General features: G+C 60.9%; 16 protein-coding genes. 4 read left to right on the plus strand and 12 right to left on the minus strand.

Annotated features, from left to right (window positions below; all coding sequences use genetic code 11):
- The 7 genes from ACGKZZ_RS06705 to ACGKZZ_RS06735 form a co-directional block, all read right to left on the minus strand.
- A partial coding sequence (locus tag ACGKZZ_RS06705) for a choice-of-anchor L domain-containing protein (RefSeq protein ID WP_411222737.1) occupies positions 1-1,573 on the minus strand: 1,573 nt, incomplete at its 3' end.
- Between the two features lie 130 nt (positions 1,574-1,703).
- A complete protein-coding gene (locus ACGKZZ_RS06710) occupies positions 1,704-1,904 on the minus strand; it encodes a DUF2892 domain-containing protein (protein ID WP_411222738.1) in 201 nt (66 codons plus the stop codon).
- Between the two features lie 85 nt (positions 1,905-1,989).
- On the minus strand, positions 1,990-2,862 hold the full coding sequence (mmsB, locus tag ACGKZZ_RS06715) for a 3-hydroxyisobutyrate dehydrogenase (RefSeq protein ID WP_411222739.1): 873 nt from the start codon (positions 2,860-2,862) through the stop codon (positions 1,990-1,992).
- A gap of 3 nt (positions 2,863-2,865) precedes the next feature.
- Complete coding sequence (locus ACGKZZ_RS06720) at positions 2,866-3,909, minus strand: enoyl-CoA hydratase/isomerase family protein (RefSeq protein ID WP_411222740.1); 1,044 nt, start codon at positions 3,907-3,909, stop codon at positions 2,866-2,868.
- An 84-nt stretch (positions 3,910-3,993) separates the two neighbouring features.
- Entirely contained in the window at positions 3,994-5,133 is a 1,140-nt protein-coding gene (locus ACGKZZ_RS06725) for an acyl-CoA dehydrogenase family protein (protein ID WP_411222741.1), read from the minus strand.
- Between the two features lie 87 nt (positions 5,134-5,220).
- The gene (locus ACGKZZ_RS06730) at positions 5,221-6,348 is read right to left on the minus strand and encodes a carboxylate-amine ligase (RefSeq protein WP_411222742.1); all 1,128 of its coding nucleotides are present in this window, start codon (positions 6,346-6,348) and stop codon (positions 5,221-5,223) included.
- A 100-nt stretch (positions 6,349-6,448) separates the two neighbouring features.
- Positions 6,449-7,948: a CoA-acylating methylmalonate-semialdehyde dehydrogenase gene (locus ACGKZZ_RS06735; protein WP_411222743.1), complete on the minus strand. Its 1,500-nt coding sequence runs from the start codon at positions 7,946-7,948 to the stop codon at positions 6,449-6,451.
- Between the two features lie 96 nt (positions 7,949-8,044).
- Between ACGKZZ_RS06735 and ACGKZZ_RS06740 the strand changes: the two genes are divergently transcribed.
- The 3 genes from ACGKZZ_RS06740 (at position 8,045) to coaD (ending at position 10,023) form a co-directional block, all read left to right on the plus strand.
- Positions 8,045-8,953 carry a LysR family transcriptional regulator gene (locus ACGKZZ_RS06740; protein WP_411222744.1) on the plus strand — a complete coding sequence of 303 codons (909 nt, stop codon included), beginning with the start codon at positions 8,045-8,047 and terminating at the stop codon, positions 8,951-8,953.
- A 53-nt stretch (positions 8,954-9,006) separates the two neighbouring features.
- The gene (locus ACGKZZ_RS06745; protein WP_411222745.1) at positions 9,007-9,441 is read left to right on the plus strand and encodes a CBS domain-containing protein; all 435 of its coding nucleotides are present in this window, start codon (positions 9,007-9,009) and stop codon (positions 9,439-9,441) included.
- A gap of 81 nt (positions 9,442-9,522) precedes the next feature.
- Positions 9,523-10,023, plus strand: a complete 501-nt coding sequence (coaD, locus tag ACGKZZ_RS06750) for a pantetheine-phosphate adenylyltransferase (RefSeq protein WP_411222746.1) — start codon at positions 9,523-9,525, stop codon at positions 10,021-10,023.
- A 53-nt stretch (positions 10,024-10,076) separates the two neighbouring features.
- Here coaD and ACGKZZ_RS06755 read toward each other — a convergent pair whose 3' ends face one another.
- The 4 genes from ACGKZZ_RS06755 to gap (ACGKZZ_RS06770) all read right to left on the minus strand — a co-directional run bounded on the left by ACGKZZ_RS06755 (position 10,077) and on the right by gap (ACGKZZ_RS06770) (position 12,746).
- The gene (locus tag ACGKZZ_RS06755; RefSeq protein WP_411222747.1) at positions 10,077-10,241 is read right to left on the minus strand and encodes a hypothetical protein; all 165 of its coding nucleotides are present in this window, start codon (positions 10,239-10,241) and stop codon (positions 10,077-10,079) included.
- A 173-nt stretch (positions 10,242-10,414) separates the two neighbouring features.
- On the minus strand, positions 10,415-11,416 hold the full coding sequence (gene gap, locus ACGKZZ_RS06760) for a type I glyceraldehyde-3-phosphate dehydrogenase (RefSeq protein ID WP_411222748.1): 1,002 nt from the start codon (positions 11,414-11,416) through the stop codon (positions 10,415-10,417).
- 108 nt (positions 11,417-11,524) lie between these two features.
- On the minus strand, positions 11,525-11,668 hold the full coding sequence (locus ACGKZZ_RS06765) for a hypothetical protein (protein WP_411222749.1): 144 nt from the start codon (positions 11,666-11,668) through the stop codon (positions 11,525-11,527).
- Between the two features lie 73 nt (positions 11,669-11,741).
- Positions 11,742-12,746, minus strand: a complete 1,005-nt coding sequence (gap, locus tag ACGKZZ_RS06770) for a type I glyceraldehyde-3-phosphate dehydrogenase (RefSeq protein WP_411222750.1) — start codon at positions 12,744-12,746, stop codon at positions 11,742-11,744.
- Positions 12,747-12,997: 251 nt separating this feature from the next.
- Between gap (ACGKZZ_RS06770) and ACGKZZ_RS06775 the strand changes: the two genes are divergently transcribed.
- On the plus strand, positions 12,998-13,960 hold the full coding sequence (locus ACGKZZ_RS06775) for a DUF808 domain-containing protein (protein ID WP_411222751.1): 963 nt from the start codon (positions 12,998-13,000) through the stop codon (positions 13,958-13,960).
- A gap of 34 nt (positions 13,961-13,994) precedes the next feature.
- Here the strand turns inward: ACGKZZ_RS06775 and ACGKZZ_RS06780 are convergent, their stop codons facing one another.
- Complete coding sequence (locus tag ACGKZZ_RS06780) at positions 13,995-15,182, minus strand: PQQ-dependent sugar dehydrogenase (protein WP_411222752.1); 1,188 nt, start codon at positions 15,180-15,182, stop codon at positions 13,995-13,997.
- Positions 15,183-15,192: the final 10 nt, after the last annotated feature.

A 15,192-nucleotide genomic window follows, 5' to 3' on the forward strand; every position in this document is an offset into this window, starting at 1 on the left:
GCGCCTGAAGGGCGCGCGCTTCGTGTGACCTCAGGATCGGTCGCGCGGCCTGCCATCCGCGTGAAGACATGTCTTCAAGATCCGGAAACAGCGCAAAAATTTCAGCCTGCGACTCGGCGTCAAAGCTCTTGGACATCATCGGGCCGGGCAGATAGCTTTCTGACGGCAGACCGGATGTCGTGAGGATCTGGTGGCGCTCGAACAGCAGATGCACATAGGTGACCGGTGCGCCGTTCATCACGCGCCGCACGGATGTTCCGTTGACCAAATCCTTTGCCTTGACAAGCACTTCGGGTTCGCCAAACAGCAGGTCGGCCCAGATGTCGCGGACCAAAACGCGATGCTGCGGTGACAGCAGCACATCCTCGAGCGCGCCGAAACTGCCTGCTGAAATCAACACAGGCGCGAAGTCTCCGTCGGCAATCGTCGTTCGCGATCCGGCCCAGCAGATCGGCATGTCGCCATCATCCAGCGTCGTCACCAGATCGCCGGCACGCAAATTCTCGACCGGAACGGGGCCGTTTGGCGTGTCTATCAAGGATCCGGCAACGAAGCAGGGCATCTGGGTGACCTGAACGATGCCGGTGTCAGAGCCGCCAAGGCCGTTTTCCACGGTATAGTTGAAATAGGCGGTTTCGGTGTCGCCGTCTGCGACCACGGTAAACGTGCCGTCGGCATTCAGTGTCACAGTCTGACCCGAGGTCAGCGTGACGGAATCGCCTGCGACCACGGAGATGCCATTGATCTTGGTGATCGTCATCGTGCCGGACGTGGTGCTGTCATTGGCCAGAACGTCGATCACCTTGGTGGAGTTCAGACCGATGTTCAGCGTGTCGTCGTCGGCAACAAGGTTGGATTGCGCAGAACCGCCAGCGATCAGCAGGTTGGAATCGTAGCTGGTGTCGGACACATCGGCGATGCCGATCTTGATCGTGTTGGCGACGCCCGCGTTGACCGGCGCTACGACGCTGAGGGTGACGGTAAAGCCGTCCATCTCGGTGTTGAACTGGTCGCCGGTGTTGTCGTTATAGAGGTTGGCGGCCGTGCTGCCGTTGATGTTGCCGACCGACACCTGACCTGAGCCGACATTGACGGTCGCTTGGGTTCCGTTCACCCAGATGCCGACGACATCGAGGAATTGCGAGTTCACATATTCGGGGTATTCTTCCGAGCTGATGACGAAATCCAGCGTGAGATAATCGCCGTCCGGGGTGAAATTGACCTCGAGGAACGACGCATCAAAGGTCGAGGCGCCGCCGATGGCGTTGAAATCGGCATCGCCGTCCACGCCTGACGTGTTCGTGGACGTGTTGCCTCTGAAATTGGTGTTGTTCGGATCCCACCATCTTGGGCTGTTGGTGACATCCGTGGCGCGCCCGGTTGACAGGATCACGCCAGTGTCGCCGGGGGTCAAAACCGGTGAGACCGCATCGCCGTTGGTGTAAATGCCCGATGATTGGTTGTCACCGCTATAGGTGGCGCTGTTGACGGTGATGCCTGCGCCAAACACGTTGTTCGCCATCTGCAAGGCGGTTGCCGAGGTGTTGATGGGCAGATTTTGCGCGAGGGGCATGGGGATACCGTCTTACTGTTAACCAAGAAATCTGCCTTGGTATCGCGGAGTAAGACGGCATAGTTGCGTAGGAATTTAGGTAAATTTGAGATACCGCGGCGGCACTGTTTCCAACGCCGCCACAATTGCCTCAGGGTTTGGAGCAGGTCTTGATCCCGAAGAGCGTGTAGGCCGGGCAGGACCCCAACAGGCCCGTGACAAGAGGCACGATCCCGATGAGGAACAGCCAGCTCAGGTTTCCGCCGACGCCCATGAAAAACGCGATGAGCAAGGCGAGACCGACAATCACGCGCAAGACGCGATCCGTGGTTCCCATATTTTTGCTGAACATATCAATCTCCTGATGACGATTCCCGCTCAGGATACAATACCTTCAATTTTCGGAATATGACACAGATCAATCCTGCTTTTCAGACTCAGCTTCTACCACGGCTTTCGAAACGCGGCAGCATCGCCGAAAAATCGCGCCCTTTGCCGCCCTCTTCTTCGACGAAGCGGCGATAAAGATCGGTTGCGGCCTCTCCCATCGGCGTATCAGCGTCCGATGCCTCGGCGGCCTGCTGGCTGAGGCGGAGATCCTTGAGCATCAATTCAGCGGCGAATCCGGGGGTGTAATCGTTATCCGCCGGGCTTTTGGGTCCGATGCCGGGGGCCGGACAATAGGCGTTCATCGACCAGCTATAGCCCGAGGACGTGCTGACCACATCGAACATCGCCTGCCGGTCAAGACCCAGCTTGTCGGCCAGCGCGAAGGCTTCGCAGGTGGCGATCATGGTGACGCCAAGGATCATGTTGTTGCAGATCTTGGCGGCCTGACCGTTTCCGGACGCGCCACAATGCACCGATTTCTGGCCCATGATCTCGAACAGGGGCAGGGCGGTCTGGTAAGCCTTGTCGCTGCCCCCTACCATGAAGGTCAGACTGCCGGCAGTCGCGCCGCCAATGCCGCCCGATACCGGCGCATCAAGTGGCAACAGCCCGGCGGCCTCCGCGTCTTTGGCGACCTCGCGGGCGCTGTCGACATCGACGGTCGAGCAATCAAGGAACACGGCCCCCGATTTCATCACGGGGATGATCTGGGCGGCCACCGCGCGCAGGATGTCCCCGTTGGGCAGCATGGTAATCACCACGTCGGCACCCTGGGCGGCCTCGGTCGCGCTCGACGCGGTCGTGACGCCGTTCACCGTGACTGTTTGCGTGTCGAACCCGGATACGTCATGCCCGGCTTGCGCCAGATTGGCCGCCATCGGCGCGCCCATGTTTCCCAGTCCGATAAATCCGATCTTCATTGCTCACTCCTGTTGTTCAAATGTCAGCGGCTCCTCCGACACCGGGCGCAACATCGCCTCGATATCGGTGGCAGGAACGGTGTTCAGATCATGCCGCCATTTGGGGGATTTGTCTTTGTCGATGATCGCGGCGCGAATGCCTTCGAGGAAATCGCCCGCCTCCATCGCGCGTGAGGTAAAACGATACTCAAGGTCGAGCGCGCCGCGAATATCGAGCTTGTCGCTCCGCAGCCGGTCCAGAATGGCAAGCGTGCACGCCATCGACAGGGGGGCGTTGCGCGACAGTTTTGCATATGTGCGCGCCGCGAAGTCGGTGTCGCTGTCGCGCAAGCTTGCGGCGATCTTCGAGAGCGATCCAGCACCGAAATGCGCGTCGATCTGCGCCTGTGCGTCACCGAGCGGCGCGTTCGGGGCGGGCTTGGCCGCCTTGGACAGCGCGCCGACATTGCCCGAGGCGCAAAGCGTGGCTTTCATACCGTCCCAGCGATCTTCGGGCAGGTAGAGATCTGCAAATCCGGCCTGGATCGCATCGCCCGGACCCATACGCTCGGTTGTCAGCGCAAGGTACTCTCCCAAGCGACCCGGCGCATGCGCCAGGAGATGGGAGCCGCCCACGTCCGGGATCAGGCCGATGCCACATTCGGGCATCGAGACGCGGCTGGTGTCGCCCACCACACGGTGTGAGCCGTGGCACCCCACACCGACGCCGCCGCCCATCGTGAAGCCCTGCATGAAGCTGACCACCGGTTTGGGATATTCGGCGATCAGCGCGTTCATGCGGTACTCGTCGCGCCAGAAGCGCTGGCCGTAGGCGTAATCGCCCTTGATGCCGGTGGCGTACATCTCGGCGATATCGCCACCTGCGCAAAACGCCTTGTCCCCTTCGGCGTCGATCAGGATCAGCTTGACGGTGGGATCGGCGCGCCATGCCCAAAGCGCGGATTCTATGGCGCTGCACATGTCATAGGTCAGCGCGTTGAGCGCTTTGGGGCGCTTCAATGTGATACGGCCGGCGTGGCCGTCATGGCGGATGTGGATATCTGTCATAAGGTCCGTGCCTGTCTTAAGCGTAAAAGGGGGCGCTGCCCCCGGCTGCGCCTCCCCCGAGGTATTTCAAGCCCAAAGAAGCGGTTACGCCGCCAGCATCTGACGGGCAACGATCAGGCGCATGATCTCGTTCGTGCCTTCGAGGATCTGATGCACGCGCAGATCGCGCACCAGTTTTTCGATGCCGTAATCGGCAAGATAGCCATAACCGCCATGCAGTTGCAGGCATTGATCGACCACGTTGCTGCCTGTCTCGGTGACGAATTTCTTGGCCATGGCGCAAAATTTCGGAGCATCCGGCGTGCCAGTGTCGAGTTTCCATGCGGCCTGACGCAGGAAGACGCGCGCGGCCTGAAGCTCGATCTCCATGTCGGCCAGACGGAATTGCAGCGCCTGGAACTGATCGATGGATTTGCCGAATGCCTTGCGCTCGGCCATGTAGGCGAGGGTCGCGTCAAGCCCGGCCTGCGCGGCCCCCAGTGAACAGGCGGCGATGTTGAGGCGTCCGCCGTCAAGCCCGGCCATCGCGTAGCGAAAGCCCTGGCCTTCCTCGCCCAGCAGGTTTTCCGCCCCGATCTTGCAATCGTCAAACTGCACCTGTCGTGTCGGCTGGCTGCGCCAGCCCATCTTGTCTTCGAGCCCGCCAAAGCTCAAACCCGGCGTGCCGTCTTCGACCAGAACGGTCGAGATGCCTTTCGGGCCATCCTCTCCGGTGCGCACCATCGCGATATAGGCATCCGAATAGCCACCACCCGAGATGAACGCCTTGGTGCCGTTCAGCGTGTAGCCTTCGTTGTTGCGTTCGGCGCGGGTTTTCAGCGCGGCGGCGTCGGAGCCGCTACCGGGTTCGGTCAGGCAGTAACTCAGCACGGTGTCCATGCTCAGCGCCTTTGGCAGGACGCGGGCTTTCATCTCGTCGCTGCCATAGCTGTCGATCATCCGGGCGCACATGTTGTGGATGGACAGGAAGGCCGCAACAGAGGGGCAGGCCATCGAAAGCGCCTCGAACACCAGCGTCGCGTCGAGCCGCGTCAGGCCGGTGCCGCCGCTCTCCTCTGAAACGTAGATGCCTGCCAGACCCAGTTCGCCGACTTTTGGCCAGAGATCCTTGGGGATCGTGCCCTCGGCTTCCCATGCGCGGGCATGCGGGGCAATGTGCTCCTGCCCGAAGGCATGGGCCATGTCGAATATCGCGCTTTGCTCTTCGCTCAGGGCAAAATCCATCGCGATGCTCCTTCTTTCCGGGTCGTGAATTGAACATGCGTTTAATTGCCAAGTGTTTCAGGAGTTTTGCAGCGCCGCAAGGGGCGACTAGAGCCCGTCGTGAAACGCCTCGACGAGATGGCTGACAACCGCGCGCATCTGGCCCTCCTGATCTTCGCCGGCGTCTTTGGCCGATGTCAGCACCGCCCGTTGCCGGGTGCTGGCGTTGCCGTTCGCAACGATGTCGCGGGCGCGGTCCACTTCGCGCGCGCACCCCAGAATGCCCGCGTCTTCTTCGATCAGTTCGATGATTTCATCCACAAGTTCAGCCATCGGAACAATCGCGCCACGGCCAAAGTCGATCAATCCGTCGGTCACGCCATAGCGCTGCGCGCGCCAGCGGTTTTCGGCGATCAGGAACGGGTCGTAGCGCCGCCAGCGCTGGTTGCGGATGCGCAACCGCCAGAGCATGCGCAGCAAACACTGGTTCAGCGCGGCCAGCGTCAGCGTGTCCTCGATGCGGGGCTGCACGTCCATAATGCGGGTTTCCAGAGTCGGAAAACGTGCAGATGGCCGCAGATCCCACCAGATTTTCGAGCTGTCCTCGATCAACCCCAGATCGACCAGCGCCGTCACCGAGCGTTCGTATTCCGACCAGTTGTCAAAGGTCGGCGGCAGCCCGGTGCGGGGCAGATTGTCGAATACCGAGATGCGGTAGGAGGCAAGGCCAGTGTCTTCGCCCTGCCAATAGGGTGAGGAGGTCGAGAGCGCCAGCAGGTGCGGCAGGAAATAGGCGAGTTGGCCCATCAAATCGGCGCGAAGTGCATCGTCGCCGAGGCCCACATGCACGTGCATCCCGCAGATCAGCATCCGCCGCACCACACCGCCAAGCGCGTTTTGCAGATCGTTATAGCGTTGCTTGTCGGTATGGGTCTGGGTTTTCCAGTCGGCAAGCGGGTGGCATGAGGCGGCAATCGGCGCGAGATTGTGCTTCTTGGCGCACCGCGCAACGGTGCTGCGCAAGCGTTTCAGGTCGTCGCGGGCCTCGTTGATATTGGCGCAGACCTTGGTGCCGATTTCGATCTGGCATTGCAGGAATTCCGGGCTGACCTGATCCTCCAGCTCTGCCGCGCAGTCGTCCATCAGATGGGACGGCGCTTCGGCCAGAGCAAAGCTGTCGAGATCGACAAGCAGGTATTCTTCTTCGATTCCGAGGGTGAAGTCCGGTTCCTGCATGGCGGTCTCCGCATGATGTTTTCAACACAATTGCGCGGATGGTTGCAAAAAGCAAAAGGGCCGCACGCGGCGGCCCTTCTTTTTTCATCACTGCGCTGGATCAATCCATCGCTTTGAAGTTGAACTCGCCGCCTTCCTTGATGCCCGACGGCCAGCGCGAGGTCACGGTCTTGGTGCGGGTATAGAACTTGAACGCGTCCGGTCCGTGCTGGTTGAGGTCGCCGAACATGGATTTCTTCCAGCCGCCAAAGGTGTGATAGGCCAGCGGCACCGGGATTGGCACGTTGATGCCGACCATTCCGATATTGATCCGATTGGCGAAATCGCGCGCCGCATCGCCGTCGCGGGTATAGATCGCGGTGCCGTTGCCGTATTCGTGATCCATCGCCAGCTTGATCGCTTCCTCGTAGGAGCCTGCACGAACGGTACACAGGACCGGGCCAAAGATTTCCTTGGTATAGATGTCCATCTCCGGTGTGACGCGGTCAAACAGGTGGGGGCCGACGAAGAAGCCGTCTTCATAGCCTTGCAGGCTGAAATCGCGCCCGTCGACCACCAGCTCGGCGCCCTGATCGACGCCGGACTGGATCAGGCCAAGGATGTTTTTCTTGGCGGCTGCCGTGACGACAGGCCCGTAATCGACATCATCACCGGATGTGTAGGGTCCGACCTTCAGCTTTTCGATCCGCGGCACCAGCTTTTCGATCAGCTTGTCAGCGGTTTCGTCGCCGACCGGCACAGCCACGGAAATCGCCATGCAGCGTTCGCCCGCCGCGCCGTAACCGGCACCGATCAGCGCGTCAGCGGCCTGATCCATGTCGGCGTCGGGCATGATGATCATGTGGTTCTTGGCGCCGCCGAAGCACTGCACGCGCTTGCCGTTGGAACAGCCCTTGCCATAGATATACTCGGCGATCGGGGTCGAGCCGACGAAACCGATCGACTGCACCACCGGGTGATCGAGCAGCGCATCGACCGCTTCCTTGTCGCCGTTCACAACTTGCAGAATGCCCTTGGGTAGGCCCGCCTCTTCCAGCAGTTCGGCGAGCATCAGCGGCACCGAGGGGTCACGTTCCGACGGTTTGAGGATAAACGCGTTGCCGCACACCACGGCGGGGGCGAACATCCACATCGGGATCATGGCGGGGAAGTTGAACGGCGTGATACCGGCGGTGACGCCCAGCGGCTGCTTCATGGAATACATGTCGATGCCGGGGCCGGCGCTGTCGGTGTAATCGCCCTTGAGCAGTTCGGGTGCGCCGATGCAGTATTCGACCACTTCAAGGCCACGCTGCACGTCGCCCTTGGCGTCGGGGATCGTCTTGCCGTGCTCGCGGCTCAGCGCCTCGGCCAGCTTGTCCATATCGCGGTTCAGCAGGTTCACGAAGGCCATCATCACCCGCGCGCGGCGCTGCGGGTTGGTCGCGGCCCATGCCGGTTGCGCCTTTGCGGCGATCTCGACGGCTTTGGCGATCTCGTCGTTCGAGGCGAGTGGGCATTTCGCCTGCACTTCGCCCGTTGCGGGATTGAAGACATCCGAGAAACGGCCTGACGTGCCTTTGACGTGTTCGCCGCCGATGTAGTGGGTCAACTCTTGCATGGAATCCTCCTTGGGGTGATTGGCACCACTCTAGCCTTGCAAAAATGCTCCACAAAGAGGCAATGTGCCAAAAGCGTTTTGCAAAAATGCAAAGGGATGGCCGTGCAGAGCTGGGACGACCTGCGAATTTTCCTGTCCGTCACCCGCAGCGAAACCCTGTCGGGCGCGGGCAAGACCCTGCGCATGGATCCGGCCACGGTGGGCCGCCGGGTCGCGCGGCTGGAAGAGGCGGTGGGTCAGGCGCTGTTCGTCAAAAGCCCGCAAGGCTATGCGCTGACAGAAGCCGGAACCCGACTTGTCGCACATGCGGAACGGGCCGAGCAGGCGATGCAGGGCGCAAGTTCGGTGCTGACGGGGGATGCGGAAACCCTGTCGGGGCAGATCCGGATCGGCGCGCCGGACGGGTGCGCGAATTTCGTGCTGCCGCGGGTTTTTGCCGATCTGTCCAAGGCCAATCCCGACCTCGATCTGCAAATCATGGCGCTGCCGCGCGTGGTCAACCTGTCGCGGCGCGAGGCGGATATGGCGATCACCGTCAGCCCGCCCACCGCGACGCGCCTGTCGTTTCAGCGGATCACCGATTACCGGCTGCATCTGGCGGCCAGCAAGAGCTATCTGGCGACGCGGCCGCCGATCCGGTCGGTCGGTGATCTGAACCAGCACCGGATCGTCGGGTATATTCCTGACATGATTTTTGACAAGGAACTCGATTATCTGAGCGATCTAAACCTCGACCGCGTGGCGCTGGCGTCGAACGCCGCGTCCGTGCAGCTCCAGTTGCTGCGTCAGCACGGCGGCGTCGGCATCGCGCATGATTTCGCGTTGCCCTTTGCCCCCGGTGTCGAACGGCTCTTGATGGACGCGGTGTCGTTCACCCGCAGTTTCTACCTCGTCCGCCACGCCGAAGACCGCCGCCTTGACCGGATCAGCCGGGTGGCCAAGGCGCTGGTGCAGGGGGTGCGCGCCGAGGTCGCAAGGCTCGAGGGATTGCTTGTAAACACTTGACTTATCGCGGCGCGGTGAGGACGCTAAGAAAACACCGGACCGGAGGACAGATCATGCAAGTGCACCACATTCTGAGAAGCAAGGCCACCGACGAGGTCGTCACGGTCAAGCCCACAGCGACCGTCGCCGACGTGGCGCAGATACTTTCCGAGCGCCGTATCGGTACGGTTGTGATTTCCGAAGACGGCGAAACCGCGCTCGGCATCCTGTCGGAGCGTGACATCGTTCGGGAACTGGCGGCGCACGGGTCGGGCTGCCTGTCCGGCCAGGCCGATACCTACATGACGTCCGAGCTTGTCACCTGCGTGCGCAGCGACGATGCCGAGCATATCCTGACTCAAATGACCGAAGGCCGGTTCCGCCACATGCCGGTGGTCGAGGCTGGCAAGATGGTCGGGATCATCACCATCGGTGACGTGGTCAAGGCGCGCCTGACCGAGCTTGCGATGGAGAAGACCGCCCTTGAGGGCATGATCATGGGGCATTAGCCCGAAGTCTCAGTTTTACTTGAATGTCCGGGCGCTCTGATGCCAGACAGGCGCAACGCATAGATTTTTCGGAGACCGCCCATGCGCATCGGACTTTATCCCGGAACATTCGACCCGATCACCCTGGGCCATATCGACATCATCCGAAGGGCGAGCGCACTGGTCGACCGTCTTGTCATCGGTGTTGCGATCAACCGGGACAAGGGGCCATTGTTCGATCTGGAAGAGCGCGTCGCCATGATCGAGGCCGAATGTGTCGGACTGTCCGAACAGACCGGGATCGAGATCGTCGTACACCCGTTCGAAAACCTGCTGATCGACTGCGCCAATGACGTCAACGCGACGCTGATTATTCGCGGTCTGCGCGCCGTATCGGATTTCGAGTATGAATTTCAGATGGTTGGCATGAACCGTGCCCTCGATGACAAGGTCGAGACGGTGTTCCTGATGGCCGAGGCGCGGCATCAGGCGATTGCATCCAAATTGGTCAAGGAGATTGCGCGGCTCGGTGGCGACGTGAACCTGTTCGTCACAGCCCCCGTGCGCCGGGCGCTTGTAGAGAAATTCCAGTCCATGACATGACAAAGCCGCGCGGGATTGCGCGGCTCGAATGTCATGGCGAAAGACCTTCCGGTCTAGTTGCCGTATACCGCCTTGTGGGCGATCTTTCTGGCGTCACCGGGATAGATGTTTAGATCGAGCGCGATATCCATCGGCATTTCGCGAATTTCCCGAACAGTCCGGTTATACGCGGCCCGTTTGCTAAGACGGTCCCGCATGGAAGACATGAATTGAGCCATGTGTCAGTCCTTTCCTTGGTCTATGGTCCTGTTCCGTCAGCTTGTTTGCGCTAACGTTCCAAGAGAATAGATAGTCATGCTGCAATGCAGCACAACCGTCAGGACCGAGAAGCCGCCTTGCATCGGCTGCAAGGCTGACGCGGCGGCCCGGAGGCCTGCCGCGTCGAGAAAGATCAGATGAGTTTGCCCATCGCCACGGCCGTGTCGGCCATGCGATTGGAGAAGCCCCATTCATTGTCATACCACGTCAGGATACGCACCATGGTGCCGTCCATGACCTTGGTCTGGTCGGTGTGGAAGATCGAGGAATGCGGGTCGTGGTTGAAATCGGACGACACCAGTTTCTTGTCGGTGTAGCCCAGAATGCCCTTCAGCTTGCCATCAGCCGCCTTGCGGATCGCGTCGTTGATCTCTTCCACGCTGGTGTCGCGCGAGGCGGTGAAGGTCAGATCGACGGCGGAGACGTTGGGCGTGGGCACACGGATCGCCACGCCGTCGAGTTTGCCGTTGAGTTCGGGGAGCACCAGTCCGACAGCCTTTGCGGCGCCGGTCGAGGTGGGGATCATGCTGAGTGCCGCGGCGCGTGCGCGGTAGAGATCCTTGTGCATCGTATCCAGCGTCGGCTGGTCGCCGGTGTAGCTGTGGATCGTGGTCATGAAGCCGCGCTCGATGCCAATCGCTTCGTTCAGCACATAGGCGACAGGAGACAGGCAGTTGGTGGTGCAGGACGCGTTCGAGACGATGAGGTCGTCCTTGGTCAGCGTGTCGTGGTTCACACCATAGACGATGGTGGCATCTGCGTCCTTGCCGGGGGCAGAGATCAGAACGCGGCTCGACCCGTTGTCGAGATGCGCCTGACACGCCTCTTTGGAGGTGAAGATGCCGGTGCATTCCAGAACCACATCGACATCCGACCACGGCAGGTCGGCGGGGTTGCGGATGGCCGTCACCTTGATCGGGCCGCGGCCCACGTCGATGCTGTCGTCCGAGGTTTTGACCTCGACCGGGAAGCGCCCGTGAACGCTGTCATATTGCAACAGGTGCGCGTTGGTCTCGACCGGGCCGAGATCGTTGATCGCAACCACTTCGATGTCGGTGCGATTGGATTCGATGATGGCACGCAGGATGTTCCGGCCAATGCGGCCAAAACCATTGATCGCAACTTTGGTGGTCATAGAAGGCTCCTCGCTCGTTTCGACAGATCGCCCTGTCGCTGGATTGCAGACATGTTACCGCTAACAATCAGAAGGCAGGTCACCTGTCAAGCCAGCCGGTTCGCCAGTCTATCGCCAAAAGGCAATCCATTCCAGTAAATCAAGACCCTTGCGCGCCAGAAAAAGCAGCCCCTCGCCACCCGTCAAAACAAGATCGGCCCCGATCCCTGCGAGGATCAGAATACCCAGACCGATGGCGATTGAATTGGTCATCGCGTGTACGTCCCATTGCCCTGGCACCGGTGATGCCAGAGCGGAAACCGAGTGTCACGCGGCAACACCGGTCTCAGTGCAGCAAACGTCCCATCGCGCCTGCGACGTCGGCCATGCGGGCGGAAAAGCCCCATTCGTTGTCGTACCACGCCAGCACCCGCACCATGCGCCCGCCCACGACCTTGGTCTGGTCGGGCGCGAAGATCGAGCTGTAGGTGGTGTGGTTGAAGTCGATGGAGACCTTGGGTTCGGGGTCGTAGGACAGGACCGTTCCCATGTGTGTCGCGGCCGCCTCGCGGACAACCTCGTTCACATCGGCGACCGTCACGTCCTTCTTGGCGTAGAACGTCAGATCGACTGCCGAGACGTTCGGCGTCGGGACGCGCACGGCGGAACCATCAAGCTTGCCCTTGAGGTTGGGCAACACCTCTCCAAGCGCCTTGGCGGCGCCGGTGGATGTGGGTATCATCGCCATTGCGGCGGCGCGGGCGCGGTAGAGATCGTCGTGACGGCGATCAAGCGTCGGCTGGTCGCCGGTATAGGAATGGATCGTCGTCATGATGCCGGATTCGATGCCGATGGCCTCATCCAGCACCTTGGCGAGCGGAGCCAGGCAATTGGTGGTGCAGGAGCCGTTGGAGACCATCAGGTCACCCGCCGCTAGATCGCGATGGTTGACGCCGTAGACCACGGTTTTCTGCACGTTCTTCGCCGGGGCAGAGATCAGCACTGACCGCGCGCCACGCTCCATGTGAACGCCGGCTTTATGACCGTCGTTGAATTTGCCGGTACATTCGAGCACCACATCGCAGCCCGACCAGTCAAGCTCGGACGGATCGTATGTCGAGAACACCTGCATCGGACCACGGCCCAGATCCATCGTGGAGCCGCTGACCTTGACGTCGCCGCCAAAACGGCCATGCACGCTATCATAGCGCAGCAGATGGGCGTTGGTTTCAATCGGGCCGGTGGCGTTGATCTTGACCACCTGCACATCGTTGCGAGAGCTTTCGGCGATATGTGCCAGCGTGGAGCGGCCGATGCGACCGAACCCGTTGATTCCCAGAGTGACTGTCATGACCCGTGTCTCCTGCAACTTGCTTGTCTCGGCGTATAGCCAGCCAAACCTTTTGGGGAAAGCCAAAAGTCTTTTTCTGACAACATGTTAGCGTTAAATGTGACGTGCTGTCCCGTGCTTGCGCTAACAAATCCGTCGGCTTTTGAAACAGTTTGCGGTAACGGCGCGTTTGCTTGGGATGTCGGGTTGAAACTGGTGGCGGTCGCTGCAAGTCGCTATGTCTGGACCAAAGCGGAAACTGGAGGAACGGAATGAGCGGATTGCTGGCTTTGCTGGACGATGTGGCGGGAATTGCCAAAGTGGCCGCAGCCTCGGTCGATGATATCGGCGCGGCAGCGGCGAAAGCGGGGTCAAAGACAGCGGGCGTTCTGATCGACGATGCGGCGGTGACGCCGAAATACCTGCAAGGCTTTGCCCCGGCGCGCGAATTGCCAATCATCTGGCGCATCGCGCGGGGATCACTGATCAACAAGCTGGTGTTCCTGTTGCCGGCGGCGCTTCTCATGGCAAGCTTTGCACCGTGGATGATTCCACCCTTGTTGATCCTTGGCGGCAGTTACCTGTGTTTCGAGGGCGCGGAGAAGATTGCGCATGTGGTGATGTCGCGGCACGGTCATGGTGCCGGGCCCGATGGCAGCCACGCCGTCGAAGACCCGCTGCATCTGGAGGAGCGGAAGATCAAGGGCGCAATCAAGACCGACTTCATCCTGTCAGCCGAGATCATGACAATCGCCTTGTCGGTGATCGAACCCGGCAGCGTCTGGATGCAGGGCGCAACGCTCGCGCTGGTCGGCGTCATGGTGACGGCCGCCGTTTACGGAGCGGTTGCGGTGATCGTCAAGATGGATGATGTCGGCCTCTGGCTCAGCCAGGTGGGCACCTGGAACGCCACGCGCGCGTTTGGCCGGGGCGTGGTCAAGTTCATGCCGTGGCTGCTCAAGGCGCTGACCATCATCGGAACGGCGGCGATGCTTTGGGTCGGCGGCTCGATCATCGTTCACTCGCTGGCGCAGATGGGCTGGCATTACCCCGAAGAGACCATCCATCATTGGGCCGTTGCCTTTGGGGCAGGGGAGCCTGCGCTGCAATGGATCGTCACGGCGAGTGCCGATTTTGTCCTCGGTCTGGCGTGGGGGCTGATCCTGATCCCCATTGGCGTCAAGATTGTCGCGCCGCTCTGGAACGGCGCGACAGGGTTGTTTTCCAAAGCCTAAAGCGCGAGCGCTCCGGGCCGGAATCCGGAGCGGCTCAGTCCATGTCGCGCGTGATCCGCACGAGAGCGCCGTTCTCCTTGTCGGTGATCGCGACCAGGGCGCCATCTTCCTGGGCATCGACATCGCGCACCCGGCCCAACTCCATCAGCAGGCGTTCCTCGGCCTCGACGGTGCCGTCGCTCATCGCCAGTCGAACGATGCCGCCCGGAACCAGCGAGCCGATGAACACGTCATCTTCCCAATCGTTGAACAGAAAGCCGTCATAGGTCGTCATGTCACCGGGGGCGATTACCGGATCCCAGAAATAGACCGGCTGTTCCATGCCGTCCTGTTGCGCTTTGCCCGTTCCGATCGGATCGCCGCTATACTGCTTGCCGTAGGAAATGACGGGCCAGCCATAGTTCAGGCCGGGTTTTATGAGGTTCAACTCGTCACCGCCTTTGGGCCCGTGTTCGATGGCCCAAAGCTCATCGCCCCGGAACATTGCGCCCTGGATATTGCGGTGGCCGGTGCTCCAGATCTCGTCCAGTGCGCCGTCCTGGCCGACGAAGGGATTGTCTTCAGGCACCTCGCCATCCAGTGTCAGGCGAACGATCTTGCCATAGGTCTTGTCGAGATCCTGCGCGTATTCACGGTACTCTTGCGTGAAATGCTCGCCGGTCGTGATGTAGGCATAGCCGTCATTGAACACGATGCGCGAGCCATAATGCATCGGCGCGGTCGATCCCGGTGTCTGTACGAAGATCTCGGTCACGTCGGACAGTGAGGTAAGATCCTCGGACAATGTACCATACGCCGCAGCAGTTGCCGACGTGCCGTCTTCGAGCGGTTTGGCATAGGTCAGGTAAACGCGTCGGTCCTGTGCGAAATTCGGCCCGAGCTTTACGTCAAGCAAGCCGCCCTGTTCTTCAGCCAGTACGTCCGGCGTGCCGCTGATCGGCTCGGAGACCGTACCGTCAAACGCGATATGGCGCAGCCGTCCGGGGCGTTCGGTGACGAGGTATCCTTCGTTGTTGCCAAGGACAGCGATACCCCAGGGATGGACAAGCCCGTCAGCGACGACTTCGTGTTTCAAGGCGATGCCGCTGTCGGTCAGCGGGGCGCGGAACTGGCTGTCGCTTGCGGGTTCGAAATCGGTGTTGCGTTCGCCCCACTCAAATGTCTGCGCGGCGAGGGGCGCTGCGGCAAGAGCGGTGGTGATGACGAGAACTGAGCGGATCATGATGTAAATC

Origin of the sequence: Marivita sp. S2033 (assembly GCF_046592965.1) — a bacterium.
Classification (GTDB): Bacteria; Pseudomonadota; Alphaproteobacteria; order Rhodobacterales; family Rhodobacteraceae; genus Marivita.

Coding starts and splice junctions, on each gene's coding strand:
- ACGKZZ_RS06710 (WP_411222738.1), bottom strand. CDS start 1,904: ATGTTCAGCAAAAATATGGGAACCACGGATCGCGTCTTGCGCGTGATT.
- mmsB (WP_411222739.1), bottom strand. CDS start 2,862: ATGAAGATCGGATTTATCGGACTGGGAAACATGGGCGCGCCGATGGCG.
- ACGKZZ_RS06720 (WP_411222740.1), bottom strand. CDS start 3,909: ATGACAGATATCCACATCCGCCATGACGGCCACGCCGGCCGTATCACA.
- ACGKZZ_RS06725 (WP_411222741.1), bottom strand. CDS start 5,133: ATGGATTTTGCCCTGAGCGAAGAGCAAAGCGCGATATTCGACATGGCC.
- ACGKZZ_RS06730 (WP_411222742.1), bottom strand. CDS start 6,348: ATGCAGGAACCGGACTTCACCCTCGGAATCGAAGAAGAATACCTGCTT.
- ACGKZZ_RS06735 (WP_411222743.1), bottom strand. CDS start 7,948: ATGCAAGAGTTGACCCACTACATCGGCGGCGAACACGTCAAAGGCACG.
- ACGKZZ_RS06740 (WP_411222744.1), top strand. CDS start 8,045: ATGGCCGTGCAGAGCTGGGACGACCTGCGAATTTTCCTGTCCGTCACC.
- ACGKZZ_RS06745 (WP_411222745.1), top strand. CDS start 9,007: ATGCAAGTGCACCACATTCTGAGAAGCAAGGCCACCGACGAGGTCGTC.
- coaD (WP_411222746.1), top strand. CDS start 9,523: ATGCGCATCGGACTTTATCCCGGAACATTCGACCCGATCACCCTGGGC.
- ACGKZZ_RS06755 (WP_411222747.1), bottom strand. CDS start 10,241: ATGGCTCAATTCATGTCTTCCATGCGGGACCGTCTTAGCAAACGGGCC.
- gap (WP_411222748.1), bottom strand. CDS start 11,416: ATGACCACCAAAGTTGCGATCAATGGTTTTGGCCGCATTGGCCGGAAC.
- ACGKZZ_RS06765 (WP_411222749.1), bottom strand. CDS start 11,668: ATGACCAATTCAATCGCCATCGGTCTGGGTATTCTGATCCTCGCAGGG.
- gap (WP_411222750.1), bottom strand. CDS start 12,746: ATGACAGTCACTCTGGGAATCAACGGGTTCGGTCGCATCGGCCGCTCC.
- ACGKZZ_RS06775 (WP_411222751.1), top strand. CDS start 12,998: ATGAGCGGATTGCTGGCTTTGCTGGACGATGTGGCGGGAATTGCCAAA.
- ACGKZZ_RS06780 (WP_411222752.1), bottom strand. CDS start 15,182: ATGATCCGCTCAGTTCTCGTCATCACCACCGCTCTTGCCGCAGCGCCC.